Origin of the sequence: Pedobacter nutrimenti (assembly GCF_032678445.1) — a bacterium.
In the GTDB taxonomy this organism is placed as follows: domain Bacteria; phylum Bacteroidota; class Bacteroidia; order Sphingobacteriales; family Sphingobacteriaceae; genus Pedobacter; species Pedobacter nutrimenti_A.
In genome coordinates this window covers 347,561-367,090 of the sequence record NZ_JAVTSQ010000001.1, presented here as the reverse complement: position 1 = coordinate 367,090, position 19,530 = coordinate 347,561, and the positions used below count along the sequence as shown (strand labels likewise).

Below are 19,530 nucleotides of genomic sequence, written 5' to 3'. Positions count from 1 at the left end.
ATGAAAACAAGATACTACCATACTTTTTTGATGGCATTTTTTGCAGCTGTTCTCTTTGCCGGCTGCAAGAAAGATTTTCTGGAAAGACTTCCTCAAACTGCCATTACCTCCACAGATTTTTTTAAGACTGTTGCCGATATGGAAACCTATAGCAATGGTTTTTACGAGATGAGTGGAAACACTTCATTTGGACCCGGTACAAGTGATGTCTTTTCAGACAATATTTCAGTCTACCTTGGCGGAAGCGAGGTGGACAATATGATCCGGGGCAATATCAGTGCCTCAAATGTCTCTTCCGATTCCTGGAAGTGGGATAATCTGCGCCGGATCAACTATATGCTGAACAATCTCCAAAATGTAAAAGGAGATCAGGTCTCTATTGATCATTTTAAAGGCATTGCCCGCTTTTACAGAGCTGTATTTTATTTCCAGATGATGAAACGCTTTGGTGATGTGCCCTTTTACAATACAGTATTGGGTGCAACTGACGATGCCGCATTGTATAAACCCAAAGACCCACGCAGCCTGGTTGCAGATTCAGTTCGTGCGGATTTCGAATTTGCAGCAGCACATGTGAAAGCCGATGGCTCTGCCACCAGAATTACCAAATGGGCGTCCCTGTCTATGCTGGCCAGATTCTGCCTGTTTGAAGGTACCTTCCGGAAATACCATGACGAACTGAACCTTCAAAGTACAGCAAACTCTTTTCTGGAGAGAGCGGTTTCAGCCTCTCAGGAGGTTATGGCTGCCGGTTTTAGCATTTATAATACCGGTAAGAAAGCAGAAGATTACCAAAAATTATTTACCAGTACAGATCTGAGTTCCAACAAAGAAATGATCTTTTACCAGGACTACGATCAGGCCTTAAACCGTTCCAACAGTACACACTATGTTTTTGACTGGCAATGGTCTCTGAGCAAATCACTGGCAGATACCTATCTGATGCTCGATGGTACACCTTTTACATCCAGCCCTGGTTACAGTACAAAACCATATGTACAAATGTTCAGCAACAGAGACCCAAGAATGGCCACAACCATTATGCCTCCTGGGTTTTCTACAGTTATAGGAGGTATTCCCAATAAAACCAGGCCAACTTTTGGAGGTTATCCGCAAATCAAATTCTATGCACTTGACCCTTCTACCAAAGTCTATACAGAATTTACAGATCTGCCGGTAATCCGCTATGCGGAAGTACTGCTGATCAATGCAGAAGCAAAAACAGAACTCAATACCTTAACTCAGTCAGATCTGGATAAAACTGTTAATTTATTAAGAAGCCGTGTAGGGATGCCTGCACTGAATATGACTACGGCAAATGCACAACCCGATCCTGTATTGGTTGCCATGTATCCTTTAACCACTGGAGCCAATCAAGGCGTATTGCTGGAAATCAGACGGGAGCGCAATGTTGAACTGGCTTGTGAAGGCTTCAGGTTTGACGACCTTTTAAGATGGAAAGCGGGTAAATTACTGGCTAAGCCTACCCAAGGTATGTATGTTCCAGCTTTAGGCGCCTATGATGTAACTGGCGATGGTGTAGAAGATATTGCCATCTTGAATTCACCATCAGAAACCGGTCCTATCTCCTCCCTTCCAGAGTCAGTGCGTTCAAAACTGGTTCTGTATTACCTGAACAGCAATAGTTTCTATTTAAGTGAGGGAACCAAAGGATTTGTCATGTTTCCGCAAGACATCAGTTCCCCGCGTTCATTTATAGAGCCTAAATATTACTATTTTCCAATACCGTTGCAACAGATTGTTCTTAATCCAAAATTAACGCAACCTACGGGCTGGCAATAATACGGACCTATATGAAAAGAAGAAGTTTAATTAAAGCAATTCCCCTGGCCACCTTAGCGCTGGCCCTGGGGGAAATTGGCCAGGCGGTAGCCGGTCCCGTATCTGAGAAACCTTCAAAAAAGAAACTGGTGCTCACGGTGGCGCATATCACAGATGTACACATACGCAATTTTCAAGATGCTCCCGAGAAATTTAAACGTTATCTTAGGGATATTAAGAAATTGAAGATTGACTTTTTTCTGAATGGTGGCGACAGCATTCATGCTGCCGATTATGACAACATCAAACGAGAATCCGTTGTGGAACAATGGGGTGTTTGGGACAAATGCCTGCAAGAAATTTCAGACTATGAAGTCCACAGTTGTATTGGTAATCACGATACCTGGTGGGCAGCTCCATCTAAGGAAGATGAAATGTATGGAAAAGATTACGTGGTCAAAAGACTAAAAATACCTAATCGCTATTATAGTTTTTCAAAAAAAGGCTGGCATTTTATCATTCTAGATGGTAATAATAAGAACATTACACTGGATCAGGAACAATACAGTTGGCTGGAGAAAGAGCTGGAACAACTTCCTGCTAATACACCAGTATTGTTGATGTCACATTACCCGATCTTAACGGTAACCAATACCTGGGAAGGTGGCCAGCATGGTGATCACAAAGAACTTAAACAGTTGTTTTATAAATACAAGGATAAGGTCAAAGTCTGCTTGAGCGGCCATCAACATTTACTGGACCGCGCCTGGTACAATGATGTTCAATATTTCTGTAATGGAGCAATGAGTGGCTTTTGGTGGGATAAGGGAGATGCAAAATCAGCCCAGCCTTATTACTATCAGCAAACACCTCCAGGTTATGCCATCCTTAAACTCTATGACGATGGCTCTTTAGAGAACGAATACATCTCTACAATATAATGAAAAACGCATCTGTTAACAGGTGCGTTTTTTTATTATTTCTTATCTTGTTAAACATTCTATTCAAAATCCTATGAAACCTACAGCTTTAACTGCAATTTTATTCATTGTACTGCTCGGTACCGCCTGCAATGAGAATAAAGAATATGCCTACAATGAATTTGTTACTGATCTTTTTGTACGCGAAATGAATCAGGTAGACGGGGCTCAAAAAACCTTCAGTGATTCTACCCTTATCTTTTCCTCTGACCCTTCCACTTCGATTCGTTTAGGGGCCATAGCTGGTAATATTGCCAATGGCGCAAAAAGCAACCTCGTTTCTCTGGATGTGATGAAAAGCAGCAATAAAGATGCGGCAGAATTCCGCAATGCAGTCGCGGTTTATTTTAAAAGTATAGAACAATATGGCAAATCTGCAGGTGAACTTATTGACGAAAAGAATATCGAAAAAAGACACACTTTATATAAAGCTTTAGATATTCAATATCAAACCCTGAACAGGATGCCCGACAGTGTTTTACTGGTACAGAAACAGTATCTGAAAAAAGCAGGTTTAAACCCTAAAGAATGATTAAACCGTCATTTTCCGTAAATACGGATATTCAATGCAAAGACAGTTATTAATGACTATCTTTGATAGGGTCTCTTCCCCTTTCTCATCCTTCTCTTTACTGGAGATCCTCATCCAATGGCAAAAATTGACAATAAACAATATATCATTGCCATTGGCGCATCCGCTGGTGGCCTTGAGGCCATATCCGATTTTTTTGATCACACCCCTTTAGATGCGGTATCTTATATTCTGATCCAACACCTTTCTTCTGATTTTAAAAGCCATATGGCTCAGATCCTTAAATCTCATAGTAAGTTACGGATCATTGAGGTGACCGATCAAACTCCAGTCGAAGCCAACAAAGTTTATCTGATTCCCAGTAACAGTTATATGTCCATCAAAAGGGGGAGATTGATTCTATCGGATAAAAAAGATAAACACCCGCCGCATCTAACCATTGACCATTTTTTTTCCTCATTGGCAGAAGAGCGCGGGAGAAAAGCTATAGGGATTATTTTATCAGGTACAGGTCATGATGGGTCCAAAGGTATTGAAGCGATTAAAAAATCCGGAGGGATGATCATCGTACAGGATCCAGAGACTGCTGCCTTCAAAGAAATGCCTTTTTCTGCTCTGCAAACAGGTTGCGCCGATTTTGTTCTTTCGCCTCAACACATGCCTAAGGTTATTGAAGATTATGTAAAAGAGATCCAGCTTCCCAGGCCGAATGAAAACCTATTCTTTCAAAAAACAGATGTAAACACAAAAATGAATTCTAACAAAAAGAGTATGCCTTCTTCGACCAGGTTAGTAAAAGCAGATGACCTGAACAGCGCAATTTTGGAGGAATCTGGCTTTAGTGGTGTTTGTACTGATGAAGATTTAATGGTTACCCATTCCTTTGGAGATACCACAAGATATTTAAAGAATGAAAATTTCAATTTTAATTTAAATGACTTAATACCAGACGATGTATTGGTTGTTTTTAAAGCCGCAGCATACAAAGCATTGAAATGGAACCAAAGAGTTGTTCTCAATGGTTTAAAATTTCAGGAGACGGTTTTTGTTAATATAGTAATCAAGCCGTTTTCCATCGATAAGCCGGAGGATAAATTACTACTGATCTTATTCTTTGAAAATAAGATCAGATCAAAAGATCTTGATGTGATCGCAACTGCCGATTTTAGTCTTTTGGCCCAAGACCATTTGAGAAGTCTGGAACGGGAACTGGCGGAAGCCAGAGCATTAATGGAGGCCGCTAATGAAAGATCCATATCCTACGATGAAAAAATGCAATTATTTAACGAGGAGCAGCAATCGGCAAATGAAGAATTGCAATCAGCAAATGAAGAATTGCAATCTGTAAATGAAGAATTACACACCATTAATAAAGAATACCAGGCAACCAATACGCAATTAACGGAATTGAATGACGACCTGAACAATTATTTCCGAAGTAACCTCAATGGACAATTATTCGTCGATCAGAACCTTTTGTTAAAAAAATACTCTCCCGGTGCAGTAAAACATATTAACATTCGGGAAAGTGATATTGGCCGTCCATTAAGTAATATCACCACCAACATAAAATTAGAAACACTGGTTGATGATATTAAACAAGTTATGTTGGATGAACGGACCATTACAAGGGAAGCTGAAGCATCGAATGGAAAAATATACCAGGTGATGACCATGCCTTATATCCGAAAAAACAGCTCTCAACCGGATGGTGCAGTCATTAGCTTTTATGATGTGACTGAACTCAAAAAGATATCACAGGAGCTGGACATGACCAACAAAAAGCTACTCAGGACGAATGACGAAATTACACTCGTAAACACGCAATTACATGATCGTAATGAACAACTGAATAATTCTAAAAAATACATTGAAGAAATATTCAACACCATACATGACCCACTGGTCATTCTGGACAAAGATCTTAAAGTAATCCGGGCAACAGATGGTTTCTATCAGACCTTCAAAGTAACTAAAGAAGAAACAGAAGGAAATTTTCTGTATCTCCTGGGGAACGGACAATGGAACATACCAGTTCTGCGGCAGCAATTAGAGCATATACTACCTGAACAAGGCTTTTTTAAGGCTTTTGAAGTGAATCATGTATTCAATACTATTGGTCATAAGATTATGCTGCTCACAGCAAGACAATTTGATACCCATACGTATGAAACATTGACATTACTTGCTATTCATGATTTAACGGATAAACGCAAAGTGGAGGAAGGTCTTGCCGAAGCGGAACGTTTACTTGCAGAAAGTAAAGAACGACTGCACTTTGCCATAGAATCTGCAGGAATTGGTTCCTGGGATCTAAATGTATTTACAAAAGAATTGATCTGGGATAACCGCTGTAAGGAATTATATGGACTATACCCTAAAGATGCAATTGACTTTGATATCTTTCTAAGCCTGATTCATCCCGACGACCGTGAATTGACTACCGAAGCAGTTAATAAGGCATTAAGCGGTATAAATAATGGGGAGTTTAATATTGAATACCGTTCTATCGGGCATCATGATCAAAAAATTCGCTGGATAAAATCCAAAGGTAAGGCCTATCTCAATGAAGGAAACAAAGCTACCCGTTTTATTGGCACTGTCCTGGATATCTCTATGGAGAAATCTTTGGAACGGAGTACCCGGGAATTATTGTTGAAAAAGGATGAGTTTATCAGTATCGCCAGTCATGAATTAAAAACCCCAATTACAAGTCTTAAAGCATCTTTACAGCTCATGAACCGCATGAGAGACAATCCTTCTCAACCTATATTTTCAAGACTCCTGGATCAGTCCACAAAAAGTATGGAAAAGATCACCAGTCTGATTGACGACCTTCTTAACGTATCCCGGATGAGCGAAGGACAATTGACCCTGAATAAGACCACTTTTACCGTGATCAATATGCTCAATCAATGTTGTAGTCATATCAGGGAAGAAGGTCGGTATACGCTTATTGTACAAGGCGATGTGCACCTGCAGATTAATGCCGACGAACATCGAATTGAGCAGGTTATCGTTAATTTTGTAAATAATGCCGTTAAATATGCCCCGGATTCTAAGTCTATTTATCTAAAGGTAGAAAAAGACCGTAATCTGGCAATAATTTCCGTAAGAGACACTGGACCAGGCATCCCTGAAGACAAATTACCCCATCTCTTTGATCGTTATTATCGGGCAGATTACACAGAAAAACAATATTCCGGCCTCGGATTAGGACTTTACATCTGTTCAGAAATTATTAAGCGCCATGGTGGAAATATCGGTGTAGACAGTGCTCCAGGAAAGGGAACTACATTTTGGTTTACCCTCCCGTTTATAGACTAGCTGTATTGCCATTTCTGACCTGAACGCTTAATGAGGTTTTTAATAATATCCCGGCGTCCAACGATGGTATTATATTTCTCTATAATATCATCCATCAATTCGTAATCTTCTTTGTTGATCAATAGAACATCCTTGCTTCCCTCATCCCTTTCAAATGCTCCGTTATAATCCGTTCCTCTGGTGTATTGGCTATATTTCTTAAAAAGCACATTGGTCAGCATCTCTGCTACACCGGCCAGTTTACTATAGTAACTCTCCCTTTCTTCCGAACCACAATTCAACAAGAATGGTTCAATTCCCTCTTTAATAAAACAATTATACAGCTTTACAGACCCTCTGAGAACTGATATTCTAAATAAAAAGTTTTCTGATTCTCTTAAAGTGGCCAGATTTGAACACTTACGGATCAGCATTTCCATCATTCTTACCGTATTATTTTCCGAAAAAGTATTGTAATTGCTATATAAGATCATTGCAAGCGTTTTACTCGCTTCATCTTCCGTTTCCATACTTAAGTAAAGATCGAATAATCTATCCAGTTCCACTAAGTCAGCATATGCAACCGCCTCTTCAATTTCAATCAAGATTTCTTCTTTGCCCATTTTTATAAATAAGATTATTACTGATTTTAAACCTAGGGAACCACAGTACACTGCATGGCAGCCTTAAACAAAGAAGATTTTTTCATGTCTTGAGCGCAATTAGAAAATCTGTTCGTACCAACAGGGCAATGTTCAATAAATGTCATCCCAAATTTTGTTAATTTATTTAACAAAAGCAACTTATATAAAAAATAATTAAACCTAAACAAAAAACAAATTTATCGTTTAGACATTAAATAAATATTTTACATAAAAAAAATCATCTATTTACGTAAATCCTTAAACAAAATGCTCTTTCAGCCATTGTTCAATTTTACGCACGGTATTTTCGTAAAACACCCGATAAGTTTTTTCTGTAACGTAACCAATATGAGGCGTAGCAAGAACCTGGTCTAGTTTTCTCAAGATATGATTTTCAGGTAAAGGTTCTTTGTCAAACACATCAAGTGCAGCGCCGGCAATACGTTTGTTTTGCAAGGTGTCGATCAGCGCTGCTTCATCAATTAACGGACCTCGTGAAGTATTAATTAAATAGGCTTCCTTTTTCATCAAAGCCAATTCCTGTGCCCCCACAATTCCCCTTGAGCGTTCGCTCAGTACCAGGTGAATGCTTACAAAATCCGCTGTTCTGAAAAGTTCGGCTTTGCTCACGAGCTTTACTCCTGCTTCTGCAGCCTTTTCTGTAGTTAAATTTTGGCTCCAGGCCACCACATCCATATCAAAGGCCTGAGCAAATTTGGCCATTTTTTGCCCTATACGCCCTAATCCCACCAAGCCAAGGGTTTTTCCAGACAAATCCGTTCCAACAGTGGATTGCCATTTGCCGGATCTAAAATTTTCATTTTCGACAATAACATTTCTAGCCATCGCCATCAGCAGAGCCCAGGTCAGTTCCGGTGCACCACTTTCCACGTAATCTGTATGCCGAAGTTCAATTCCGAATTCTTCACAAGCCTTGACATCTATTGAGGCATTGCGCCTTCCTGTAGATACAATTAGTTTCAGATGATGGAGTTTTGACAGAACAGATTTGTTCAATGGCGTTCGCTCTCTCATTACACAAAGTACCTGAAAAGGCAAAAGCCGTTCTACTATGGCTTCCTCCTTTTCAAGATGATCACTAAACACCACTACATCTGCAAGCTGCTGTACCACTGTCCAGTCTGCCGTTTGTAAAGCCACCTTCTGGTAGTCATCAAGAACTGCAATTTGAATTGTTTTATTCATTCGAGTATAATTATTAACGCTGGTAAATATACAATTGTAATTGCAGGAGTGCATATCCAGGATCATTCCCTCTTCAATTGGTCCTAAAATAAATTCATTATAAACCAAAATTCATTGTAACAAAAATATAACAAAAGCATCAAAGAGCAGTTAGGTTAATATTATGAAACACATACTTCAGCATGCTTTAAAAGCGATGTTTACAACATCTATTCTCGTTCTTCCGGTCACTTTATCTGTAATGTTCCTGTATATGAAGCTCATGGATGTAATGCAACAGCAGTGGAGTTTTGATATGCAGTTAAATTATCTTGATTTAGCGGTACTTCTTTCAAGTCTCTTTTTTGCATTTCTCCTTTCTGCTAAAAACATTCCAAAATCCAATGGAAATGATTATCGCAAAAATACGATTATTTGTACCGCCACACTACTGTCTGCATTAGTATTCTCTATATATCTCTTCCTCTCCGGAAATTTCAGAAGACAGGGTTTTGATGAATTGATGATCAGCTATGCCCCTACTTATCTTGTCTCTGTGCTTTGCATGAAATATTACAAACTTAGTGCAGAAAACGAATGTACCTTCAGATTTCTTCAAAAAAAAGCGTGATTTAACGTAACAAAAGTTCTACTTGTGTAAGCTTCCCAAAAGAGTAGATTTGTATTAACCTAACCAAATCTTCCTGATGATTAAATCCATTTCAGCTTGCATCATTCTGCTTGCATTTTCTTTCCAATTGTCTTTTGCCCAGCTTTCTAAGATCGTTTTAATTCATCCGAAACGTCTTCAATCTGTCAAAGAAGCTTATAAAAAAGGAGATCAAAAAGTAACGGATGAAGTACAACAAATTATCCATAAAGCAGATGGCTTCCTCGCTATAAAACCAAAATCTGTAATGGATAAATCATTTACACCACCAAGTGGATCAAAACACGACTATATGAGCCTGGCTCCTTATTTTTGGCCAGACCCTTCTAAACCCGATGGACTTCCTTATATCAGAAAGGATGGACAAAGGAATCCGGAGATCAAAGAAATAACGGATGGTACGAATATGAAGAACGTGTCTAATATGTGCCAGTTTCTTTCCCTTGCCTATTTTTTTAGTGGCCAGGATAAATATGCAGCAAAAGCAAAAGAATTGCTAAGCATCTGGTTTCTTAATCCCGAAACCAAGATGAACCCTAATCTTAATTATGCTCAGGCCATCAAAGGCGTAAACGATGGCAGAGGTATAGGAATTATAGAGACCCGATCTCTAGCCGACCTGGCCGACTGGATGCAGATTATGACAACTTCAAAAAGTTTTACACCAACCGATTTAGAACAGATCAAAGATTGGTATAAACAATACCTGCACTGGATGCTGACGAGTAAAAACGGGAACGACGAGCATAACGCAAAAAATAACCATGGCACCATTTACGATATGCAAACAGCTTCTTTTGCGCTATTTACAGGCGATAAAGAAAAGGCAAAGCAAATTTTAGCTGCAAGCCTGAAAAGATTATCTATTCAACTGGAACCCGATGGCCAGCAACCTTTGGAGCTGGAAAGAACAAACGCCTATGGCTACAGCACGCTAAATCTAAGCAACTGGTTTAATATCGCCCTGCTTGGAGAACAGGTAGGCCTCGATGTCTGGACTTATAAAACTCCAAATGGCGCAAATTTACAAAAAGCATTGGACTGGTTGATCCCCTATACGCTGGAGGATAAAAAGAAAGAACATCAGCAAATTAGCCCTTACGATAAAACGGAAATGTACAAAATACTCATTTTGGCAGGTATGCATTATAAAGACAATACTTATCTTAAAAAGGCCAACTCCATTCAGGAAAATGAAGAGACCCGTCTGATTGATTTATTGTATTAATTACAGAAAACACTAAATTGGAGGCAAATTGCTTCTGATGGAACTGAATGATGTAAAAATAGCCTTAAAAAAACCTATTTTTCCGGTATCTCCTGCCTTACAAAAATACCTCAGGACTTACCAGCGGGAATCCAGGCTTCCCATCACCTATACTGATTTGCTGCAGTTTGATGAATCTTTTCCGATCATGGATAAATATGGAAAAGATTCTCTGTGGGAAGGGCCTATTTATGCCAATGACCGTATAGAGGAGCTTCACAATGGTCTAAAAGTTATTTATGCCAATTTAAAAGCTTCAGGTAACCTCAGAATTGTCCAGCATAAATACATTGACAAAATAGAGTATTGTACCTTTGGCAATACCCATCCGTTCAGGATCAGGATTGTAAACCGTTTAAATGATGTTTATGACTATTTTTATGTAAAAAGAGCAGATGCTTCCAGAATTTATGGCCTGGAAATGGAGGAAATCTTATCCCCAAATCAGGTAAATTATTTAGTAGACCGGGAAACCCTGATTGAAGAACACATTGCAGGTATCCCAGGAGATGTTTTCGCAAAAAACTACTTACACAATCCGGAATATAATCCTACCCGTATAGCTAAAGAATTTGTAAAATTTAATGAACGCTGCTTGGTGATGCTCCTTGGCGATATGCGGGCCTATAACTTCGTCGTTCAGATCACTCCAGACTTTGACGATATCCAATTCCGGATCCGTGCAATTGATTTTGATCAGCAGTTTTATGAAGGCAACATCAAAGTCTATCTACCCCAGTTTTTCAAGGAGAACTTTCCTTATGTAAAAATGTGTATGGAGCAATTGACCGATAAAACCTATCTTCAATATCAACAGGAAGAGAAATCCTCTATTCTGCATCGGGTTCGCAGCGAAAGGCACAGATTAACAGACCTCAGAGACGTATCCAATACAGAGGTACTCACCTCAGCAGAAAATATAGAAACCTTAAAAAATGGAATGGCGGAATATTTCTCTGATCAGCAGTATCTGGAATGTAAAACAATGACAGATATTATTGAGTTAAATATTAAAAACATCATCAGACAAGTAAAACTATAAAAATGATCAGATTGAATCAGGATACCCCCTCAGAAGTACTACAAGATCTTAAAATTGGCGATCTGGTCACAGATACCTTCAGTAAAACCGGATTGGTTGAAAAAATAGACATAAGCGACGATGGATTGTACAGGGTGTATACCATTCATTTAGTAACTGGGAGGGACATTATTATAAAGAAATAACAACAACTGCCATAAGGTTGTCAGTCAGGCCATTTTTATTTGAATCATTAAACAAAATAAAATGGAAAAATTAGATTTGACAAAGCATTATAAAGCTTATTACAATGCAAAAATGCAACCAGAGATCGTCGATATTGAAGAAACGCAATATCTGTCCATTCAGGGAAAAGGCGACCCTTCCGGAAAAGGGTTCTCAGAAAATGTACAAGCCTTGTATCAAACAGCGTATGCTGTTAAATTTCTATTAAAAAAAGCAAACAGAGATTTTGTAATTGCAAAACTTGAAGGACAGTGGTCTTTTGATGAAGAAAAATACAAAAAAGCGACTATGGAAGATGCTCCTGTCACTATTCCCAGAAATGAATGGAACTACACCATGATGATACGAATGCCTGATTTTGTAGAGAACAGTCACCTTTCTGATGCAATTGATCAGGTTGTGAAAAAAAAGCAAAATCAGTTGGTCAAACAAATTAAATTATTGCAAAAAAACAAAGAAAGGGTTGTACAAATGATGCATATTGGCCCATTTGATACCGAACCTGAAACCTTAAAACAGATTAAAAGGTTTATGGACGCAAACGAACTCATCAGGAATGGATTTCATCAGGAGATCTACCTTACAGATTTTAACAGAACAGCCCCTGAAAAATTAAGAACTATTTTAAGAGAACCGGTTAAATTTTAAGCATAAAAAGCCCCCAAAATTTAGATTATTATTTGGGGGCTTTCTGTTCTTAAAAACTTTAATATTATTGTTTATCTTTTTTCAGATAGGTTTTATTACCGTTTTTGTTGATGTAATACTTTCCACCGCGGGGACCAGTTAAAACTTGTTCGCCGTTTGGTCCATGCAAGGATCCATCTACTGTAGGAGTATAGTTTTTAGTTGAAGCTACTGTCGAACTGGCTTGTTTTTTCACATCAGCAGCCTTAGTTTCTGCCTGTTGAGTAGTAGCCTGTACTTTATCTTTGGCCGCAGAATAACGTTTATCTGGTGTACCATCTTTTTTTAGTTTGACACCAGCAGCACTTGTTGCTGCAACGGCAGCATCTTTTTTAGCTTCTGCTTTAGTTGCGGTTTTGGTAGCTGCATCTGTAGCCTTAGTTGCATAACGCTTATCAGGTGTGCCATCCTTTTTCAATTTAACGCCAGCTGCATTTGTGGCTGCAACAGCCGCATCTTTTTTGGCTTCTGCTTTAGTTGCAGTTTTGGTAGCTGCATCTGCAGCTTTAGTTGCATAACGCTTATCAGGTGTGCCATCCTTTTTTAATTTAACTCCGGTTGTGGCGGCGGCATCTTTAGCAGCCTTTGCTTCTTTTTTTGCTTCAGCTTTTGCTTTGCTTGCGGCCTTCTTGGTTTGGGCGGCAGTAGTTTGCGCAGGTTGAGCAGTTTGCGCCATACTTAAGCTTACACAGAAGCTTAGAATGGTCAATAGTGAAAGTAGTCTTTTCATGGTTTTCTTTGCTATAGGAGTCCGTAATTTAAATTTTAGTTCAAACTCTGTTTATACATTGCAAACATTAATCCAATTTACCAAAATTTTAAATCAAATAATAGAAATTTGGCAAAATAAAACCCAGCTATTTCTTACTGATGTAATGCACAATCACAAAACTGAAATTATTCTGTTCTCTTTTTTTCCTCTATGCTTCCAAATTTCCGCTGTTTAACATTGATCTTGTTGTTCCCAACAATTAGATAAACTATTCATATTTTAAGGCATCGATGGTATTGGCTACAGCAGCTTTATAAGACCTTACGGATACCGTAACCAAGGTAATTAGCATAGAAATAACCATCGCAAAAAGAAAAGGCCATATGCTGATCTCTATCCTGTATGCAAAACCTGAAAGCCATTTGGACACCAATAAATAAGCCAGCGGCCAGGCGACCAGATTGGCCAGGAAAACCATGAACAGAAACGATCCATTAAGCATTTTGACCAGTTCCAGGGTGGATGCTCCAAGTACTTTCCTGATGGCTACCTCTTTAGTCCGTTGTGTGGCGACAAAGGAGATCAGACCAAACAGTCCAATAAAGGATATAAAAATGATCACGCCTGCAAAAACTTTGAACAATACCCCCATAATCCGCTCTGTTTCATAGTAGTTTTTAATATCTTCATTAACGAACGCCGAATAATATACTGCGGTAGGAAAAGTACTGTTCCACAGCGCTTCAATTTCTTTCATAGCAGGTATAATCTGCTTATTGTCTATTTTAATGGCCGCTCTGTAGTATTGTTCTTCACGGGAGAACATCAGCATTGGAGAAATTTTCTCTTTAAGGGACCGGTCATTAAAATCTTTAACTACTCCAACTATAGGGGCCTTTTTATTATCCTCCTCAACAATCTTCCCTATGGCCAATTGCGGATCGGAAAGATGAACGCTTTTCAAAAAGGTTTCATTTACAATAAAACCATTAATAGTATCACTTTCAGCATAGAGCTTTCCAGCAATGATCTTCAGGTTAAAAACATCAAAATAATTCCGGTCGACCGGGGACAGCCGCACTTCAAAATCTTTATTTCTTACACCGTCTAAACTAAAATTCGTGGTATTCATGTCGTTAGAGAGGGGTTGCCTGATGCAATAGCTCAACTGTTTTACCCCAGGTATTTTTAACACCCTTTGCTTAAATCCTTCACGTTTCATTTTGTTTAAACTATCCGCTGGTGCATTGATCATTACAATAGCTTCTGTATTAAAGCCTAGTGGTTTTTGCCTCACATAGCTCATCTGCTCTATGATCACCAGTGTTCCAATGATCAAAATGATGGTAATGGTAAACTGTACCACCACCAATACTTTTCTCAAACTGAAATTACCCGCATTTACAGTAGCCTTATTTTTTATAGCCAGTGCTGGATTAAATCCAGACATCACCATTGCCGGGTAGAGTCCGGCCAAAAAGCCTACGAAGAGAACCAATCCAAACATGAAGGCAAAAATCATTGGGTGGCCAAAGAGACTAAAATCAACACCTGGTTTATACAGGTTCTCCATACTCGGAATAACCAGCTCAGCTATCATGCAAGCCAGCAAAAGCGCCATTAAAGTGATGGCAAAAGTTTCTGTCAAAAACTGAACGACCAGTTGCTTACGTTTACTTCCCATTACTTTACGAACGCCAACTTCCTTTGAGCGGTTAATAGCCTGTGCAGTAGCCAGGTTAATGAAATTAATACAAGCTGTAATCATTAAAAACAAGCCTATAATTCCTAACCCATATACTTCTTTTAAGGTAATTGAAGTATCTGCAAAACTCCCGTAGCGCTGATCAAAGTGAATGTCATCCAGAGGCTGTAAATCTACCGTCTGATTTCCTTCCAGCTTCCTGGATTCAAGATATGTCTTATTAAATTTCTTCAATGTAGCCTGTACATCAGCCTCCTTCAAGCCATCCTTCAACTGGGCATAACATTGGATACCAGAACTTACAGAATCCCATGACTTATCCTCTTTTGCCCAAAAATTCTGGTAACTCAACACAATTTTTAAGGGAAAGCTACTGTTCTCGGGCATATCCTTAAATACCCCTATTACCTTTAAATTGGTCTTTGTTCCCAATAAAAAACTCTTTCCGACAGCATTCTCCGCACTTCCAAAAAATTCTTTTGCTGTAGATTCAGACAAAACAACTGTATTGGGTTCAGCTAAACCCCTACCATGATCACCACTAAGCCATGGAATATCAAAGATTTCAAAAAAACTGGGCTCTGCACAAAAGTATGTCCGGTCTGTTTTAATGGTCTGCTTTCCCTGTGCATCTTTAACGGTCATCACACCACCATTTTTTACAATAGCAGCAACCTTTTCCACCCCTGCAAATTCATTTCTTACAGTTGCCGATACTGGGATAGGCACCCCAGACGAATAATCTTCAAAACTATTGTATCTCCATTGACTGACAACTCTGTAAATCTGATCTGAATTTTTATACCCTTTATCAAAGCTCAACTGAAAGCGTATAAAAATAAAGATGAGAATACAACTGGCCATCCCAATTGTTAAACCAAGAACATTGATCAGTGTATAGCCCCTGTTTTTCCAGAGGTTGCGCAGCGCAATTTTTAGATTAAGCTTGAACATTATGGTCTTTTTATTTCTACGCCAGCCAATGGCATGCCAGTTAAAAAAAAGGCCTTCAAAAGCTTTTTGCTGGCCTGTGATCAAATTCAAATGTCCATTAACGAACATTTGAATTCCGGAAACGTACATCTCCTCCTGCTGTTCTGCGCTATACCTGGTCACCACCCTCCTCTGCAATTTGCTACGGAAAATTCTCGTACGCTGCGGAAAGACCTCAGAGATCTGCGGGCTTCTTCAGCCCGCCTGATATCGTTAGTCTTGAAGCAGCTGTACAGAATTTTCCGCACTAATTTCCTTCTTCTTCCTTTATGAGGTTCTTTTTCGGATAATTAAACAACAACGAAGACAATACAGGTAAAATGAATATGGCAACGGTGAATATTGAAACAAAAAGATCTGTCTTTTCGCCCTCGATCAGTTGCGAAACCGGAGACTCCGGATAAAAATGTGTCAATAAAGACGAGGTGAGTTTAATCCCTAAAACCCCTATCACAATAAATGCAACAGTTTCCAGAAAAGTAAACTTCTCCATCAATTTTACGAAAGCCTGGGCAACAAAACGCATGGCCAGAATACCGATAAATACGCCGATATAAATTAACCAGATATGATCTGTAAATGCGACAGCCGCAAAGACATTGTCAATAGAAAAAGCAAGGTCCATCACCTCTACCAAAGCCACAGTTGCCCAGAAGGTTCCAATCAACCCAACTGTAGATCTATAGATCCAGCTTTTACTCTTATCCACTTCTTCCTCTTCCTTTTCAGCACCCTTCGCATTCTTCTTTCTAAAATAATCGAAAGCAAGGTATAAAAGATAAAGACCGCCCAATGGTTTAAGCCACCAGATTTTAACCAGCCATGCCGCTAAAAAGAGGCAAATTCCACGAAAAACATAAGCACCGATAATACCATATTTTAGTGCTTTATCCCTTTGTTCTTTAGGCAAGTCCATCACCATTGTGGCCAGTACAGCAGCATTGTCTACAGAAAGCAAACTTTCTATAACAATTAAATTTAAAATAATCAGGAGCCCGGCCTCAATATCCTCTCCCAGAATCGTGTGTAAAAAATCCATGTATGTGTTTGTTGTTATTGGTTAGGTATTCATGTACAAGTACAGTTAAAAGAGATCCGTTTTCAGCATCGCTTTTAAAATATTAGCCTGTACATCAAAATTGTTCAAATGATCAATAAAATTAATATCTGATATCTTTAAATAATTCTCCTCCAGCAAATCAATGATCTCTTTAGGAATAAATGTTTTTTGAGCAGCAGCATTGGCCTGCAGTTTATCATTTTTGTAGGCCAGCTCCTGGATCAGTTTCTCTTTTTCAGATCTATTAGCAGATAGATCTATTTTATTTAACAAATTTAAATCACAGAACAGAAAAAGATTCCTGCTTGGAAAAAACAGAAAATACCGATCTATATCCAGGAACTTATAGATCTCAGCAGCCAGCTGTCCGGATTTTAAACCACAAAAGAATTCTGTCTGGAATTCCTGTTTGCATAGCAAGCCCATCAGTTTCCGTTCTATGGTCGCGTAACTGCTCACATAGGTGTTTTTAGGATCATAGTCCGTCAACAAGCCTAATTCATCCGGAGAAATGGCATGAAAGAAATCTTTTGCATATCTGGAGCTGAAGGCATTGATGTTCTTGGAAAATGGAAAATCTGTACTTAAATCAGACAGCACTTCAAACAATCTTCTTAAAGACAAATTAACCTTTGATGCCTGTTTCAGCTTGTCAAGATGGAATGCTTTTTCACTAAAAAGCTGGTTGTTCATCTGTGCAATAAGCTCCTCGTTCAGATGAACTTCATCATAGATCAGACTGACGTTCTTTTCGTTGCTTTTTTTTATTTTCCGGAGCAACTCAATTACACTAGAAGTAAACTGTACATGAAAAAGATCCAGCTTTTCTATGTCCAGTTCTTCATTGTTTTCGAACATCTGGTGGATCACCTGGCTCCTTAGATAGATTTTATAGACCGCATCCTCTTCAAAAAACGCAGAGAGAAGCTGTAAACGGCTCATCTCCCTGCGTGATTCTTTTAAGATATTTAAACGGTTTTCATCCATGCGTTAAAGTTAATTAACACGCGTCACATTCTTCTTAAGCTCTGCTTCTAAATTTTTCAGATCACCATCAAGCGCCCTTCTGCTTTGATTGCCTTCTTCGTGAATTCTCTTCACTTCATTTAAAGTTTCAATTAAAGATTGTGTTGTTCTTTTTAAGGTATCTATGGATACCACTGTCTTCTCGTTCTCCTTTGCCACATCAATACTATTTTGTTTCAGCATTTCAGCATTTTTCTGAAGAATGGTATTGGTGGTATCCGAGATTTTTTTCTGCATTTCTACATTGGCTTTCTGCCTTTGCAGGGCAACTGCCAGGGTAAGTTGATTTTTCCAGACTGGAATAGTAGTAGATACAATAGACTGTGCTTTTTCAGCAATAGAGGTATTGTTGTTCTGTACAACCCTGATCTGCGCAAGAGACTGCAGCATGATAAAACGGACGATCTTCATATCAGCCAGTCTTTTATCCAGCCTGCCCAGAAAGTCCCGGAGATCTGCAATTTCATAATCCTGGTAATCCGCAGGGCGCCCTTCCATCTCTGCCAGTTTAATGCTCAGTTCATTGTATTTAAGCTGACCTGAAATGATCAGTTCTTCCATTTGGTGGATATAACTTACATTGCTATCAAACATGGTTTGAAGTGAGCTGTTGTCTTTGATCGAATTTAAGCGCCCGGCTTTGATTTTATTGGTGATCTTGTCAATATTATTGACCACCACATCATATTTCTGGAACAGCTTTTTTACGTCTACGACCAAGCTTTTCAGAAAAGGAATTTTTGAAATAAAAGACTTAAATCCGCTTTGTTCTAACTCATTGACATCAATATAGTTCAATTCAGAAAGCAGTTCGTTGATCAGTCCTCCCACTTCTCCGCTGTTATAAGTTCGTACAGAAGCCAGAAAATCGTTACTGTATTTCTCCATTGAATTCTGGGCATCTAACCCGTAATTCAATATAGAATTCACATCAGAGGGTTCAAGGGACTTGCTGATCTCCTTATATTTTTGCTCTTCTTCTGGTGTGATGGCCGTTAAGTCTACATTACCATCTTTATCCAGTTTTACCGGGGTAATTTCAGAAGGGGCATTTGGGGTTGTTTCCATAGCATTTAAATTGATAGCATTTAGAGTTTATAAATAACTCTGTGTTACAGTTTTTACAGTATCTTCAAGCTTTCTGTCTTTGGTAGGTTCTCCTATGGCATTAAATTTCCATTCTCCATTTTTCTTATAGAAAATACCCATCACCATAGAAACATGGCCTGCAAAATTGGATCCATGTGCAATATCATATGTCGCAAAAACCTCATTTACGCGTGTTGGAGTTCCTTCATAAATACGAATAGAGGCAAAAGGAATGGTACCAAAATCATGTCCTCTAAAACTATTCAGCACAAAAGCGACATGGTTTACTTCAGGGTTCAGACGTGTGAAATCTACAGTAATGATCTCGTTGTCTAATCCATCGTCCCCGCCCATATCACCAGTAAGGTCATCACCGCTGTGTTTAATAGAGCCATCTTTGGATTTCAAGCTGCCAAAATAGATTACATCCAGTAATTGTTTTTTGTCGTTAAACAAGGCACAGCTTGCATCAAGATCTACAGCTTCTTTTGTTTTTCCAAAACCAAATAAGCCTTTCTTTTCTATTGCGCCCCAGTTGATTCCTACGCAAATGTTCTGAAGCTTGCTTCCGTTGCTTTTTTCAAGGCTGATGCGTTGCCCTTTTTGAAGATTGATTGCCATAATT

17 protein-coding genes are annotated in these 19,530 nt (G+C 38.9%); 9 read left to right on the top strand and 8 right to left on the bottom strand.

All coding sequences use genetic code 11. From position 1 onward, the window contains the following. The 4 genes from R2S08_RS01625 to R2S08_RS01610 all read left to right on the top strand — a co-directional run bounded on the left by R2S08_RS01625 (window position 1) and on the right by R2S08_RS01610 (window position 6,621). On the top strand, window positions 1–1,803 hold the full coding sequence (locus R2S08_RS01625; RefSeq protein ID WP_316833566.1) for a RagB/SusD family nutrient uptake outer membrane protein: 1,803 nt from the start codon (window positions 1–3) through the stop codon (window positions 1,801–1,803). An 11-nt stretch (window positions 1,804–1,814) separates the two neighbouring features. Further along, window positions 1,815–2,723 carry a metallophosphoesterase gene (locus R2S08_RS01620; protein WP_316833565.1) on the top strand — a complete coding sequence of 303 codons (909 nt, stop codon included), beginning with the start codon at window positions 1,815–1,817 and terminating at the stop codon, window positions 2,721–2,723. A gap of 73 nt (window positions 2,724–2,796) precedes the next feature. Next, entirely contained in the window at window positions 2,797–3,294 is a 498-nt protein-coding gene (locus R2S08_RS01615; protein WP_316833564.1) for a hypothetical protein, read from the top strand. A 117-nt stretch (window positions 3,295–3,411) separates the two neighbouring features. Beyond that, on the top strand, window positions 3,412–6,621 hold the full coding sequence (locus R2S08_RS01610) for a chemotaxis protein CheB (RefSeq protein WP_316833563.1): 3,210 nt from the start codon (window positions 3,412–3,414) through the stop codon (window positions 6,619–6,621). Here R2S08_RS01610 and R2S08_RS01605 read toward each other — a convergent pair. After that, window positions 6,618–7,223: a hypothetical protein gene (locus R2S08_RS01605; protein ID WP_316833562.1), complete on the bottom strand. Its 606-nt coding sequence runs from the start codon at window positions 7,221–7,223 to the stop codon at window positions 6,618–6,620. The two genes, R2S08_RS01610 and R2S08_RS01605, sit on opposite strands and share 4 nt — an antisense overlap. A 279-nt stretch (window positions 7,224–7,502) precedes the next feature. Further along, the gene (locus R2S08_RS01600; RefSeq protein WP_316833561.1) at window positions 7,503–8,450 is read right to left on the bottom strand and encodes a D-2-hydroxyacid dehydrogenase family protein; all 948 of its coding nucleotides are present in this window, start codon (window positions 8,448–8,450) and stop codon (window positions 7,503–7,505) included. A gap of 163 nt (window positions 8,451–8,613) precedes the next feature. On the opposite strand from R2S08_RS01600, the gene R2S08_RS01595 reads away from it, so the two are divergent. The 5 genes from R2S08_RS01595 (at window position 8,614) to R2S08_RS01575 (ending at window position 12,281) form a co-directional block, all read left to right on the top strand. Continuing rightward, window positions 8,614–9,060, top strand: a complete 447-nt coding sequence (locus R2S08_RS01595) for a hypothetical protein (protein ID WP_316833560.1) — start codon at window positions 8,614–8,616, stop codon at window positions 9,058–9,060. Window positions 9,061–9,136: 76 nt separating this feature from the next. Beyond that, the gene (locus R2S08_RS01590) at window positions 9,137–10,327 is read left to right on the top strand and encodes an alginate lyase family protein (RefSeq protein ID WP_316833559.1); all 1,191 of its coding nucleotides are present in this window, start codon (window positions 9,137–9,139) and stop codon (window positions 10,325–10,327) included. Between the two features lie 37 nt (window positions 10,328–10,364). Continuing rightward, window positions 10,365–11,408, top strand: a complete 1,044-nt coding sequence (locus R2S08_RS01585; RefSeq protein WP_316833558.1) for a hypothetical protein — start codon at window positions 10,365–10,367, stop codon at window positions 11,406–11,408. A 2-nt stretch (window positions 11,409–11,410) separates the two neighbouring features. Next, complete coding sequence (locus R2S08_RS01580) at window positions 11,411–11,593, top strand: hypothetical protein (RefSeq protein ID WP_133777524.1); 183 nt, start codon at window positions 11,411–11,413, stop codon at window positions 11,591–11,593. A gap of 61 nt (window positions 11,594–11,654) precedes the next feature. Continuing rightward, entirely contained in the window at window positions 11,655–12,281 is a 627-nt protein-coding gene (locus tag R2S08_RS01575; RefSeq protein ID WP_316833557.1) for a GyrI-like domain-containing protein, read from the top strand. 64 nt (window positions 12,282–12,345) lie between these two features. Here the strand turns inward: R2S08_RS01575 and R2S08_RS01570 are convergent, their stop codons facing one another. From R2S08_RS01570 to R2S08_RS01545, 6 genes are all read right to left on the bottom strand, one after another. Next, window positions 12,346–13,050 carry a hypothetical protein gene (locus tag R2S08_RS01570; protein WP_316833556.1) on the bottom strand — a complete coding sequence of 235 codons (705 nt, stop codon included), beginning with the start codon at window positions 13,048–13,050 and terminating at the stop codon, window positions 12,346–12,348. A 250-nt stretch (window positions 13,051–13,300) separates the two neighbouring features. After that, a complete protein-coding gene (locus tag R2S08_RS01565) occupies window positions 13,301–15,853 on the bottom strand; it encodes an ABC transporter permease (RefSeq protein ID WP_316833555.1) in 2,553 nt (850 codons plus the stop codon). Between the two features lie 124 nt (window positions 15,854–15,977). Next, on the bottom strand, window positions 15,978–16,769 hold the full coding sequence (locus tag R2S08_RS01560) for a TerC family protein (RefSeq protein WP_316833554.1): 792 nt from the start codon (window positions 16,767–16,769) through the stop codon (window positions 15,978–15,980). Window positions 16,770–16,814: 45 nt separating this feature from the next. Further along, window positions 16,815–17,777 carry a hypothetical protein gene (locus R2S08_RS01555; protein ID WP_133777529.1) on the bottom strand — a complete coding sequence of 321 codons (963 nt, stop codon included), beginning with the start codon at window positions 17,775–17,777 and terminating at the stop codon, window positions 16,815–16,817. Window positions 17,778–17,786: 9 nt separating this feature from the next. Further along, window positions 17,787–18,884 carry a toxic anion resistance protein gene (locus tag R2S08_RS01550; protein WP_316833553.1) on the bottom strand — a complete coding sequence of 366 codons (1,098 nt, stop codon included), beginning with the start codon at window positions 18,882–18,884 and terminating at the stop codon, window positions 17,787–17,789. Window positions 18,885–18,911: 27 nt separating this feature from the next. Continuing rightward, complete coding sequence (locus R2S08_RS01545; RefSeq protein ID WP_133777531.1) at window positions 18,912–19,526, bottom strand: TerD family protein; 615 nt, start codon at window positions 19,524–19,526, stop codon at window positions 18,912–18,914. Window positions 19,527–19,530: the final 4 nt, after the last annotated feature.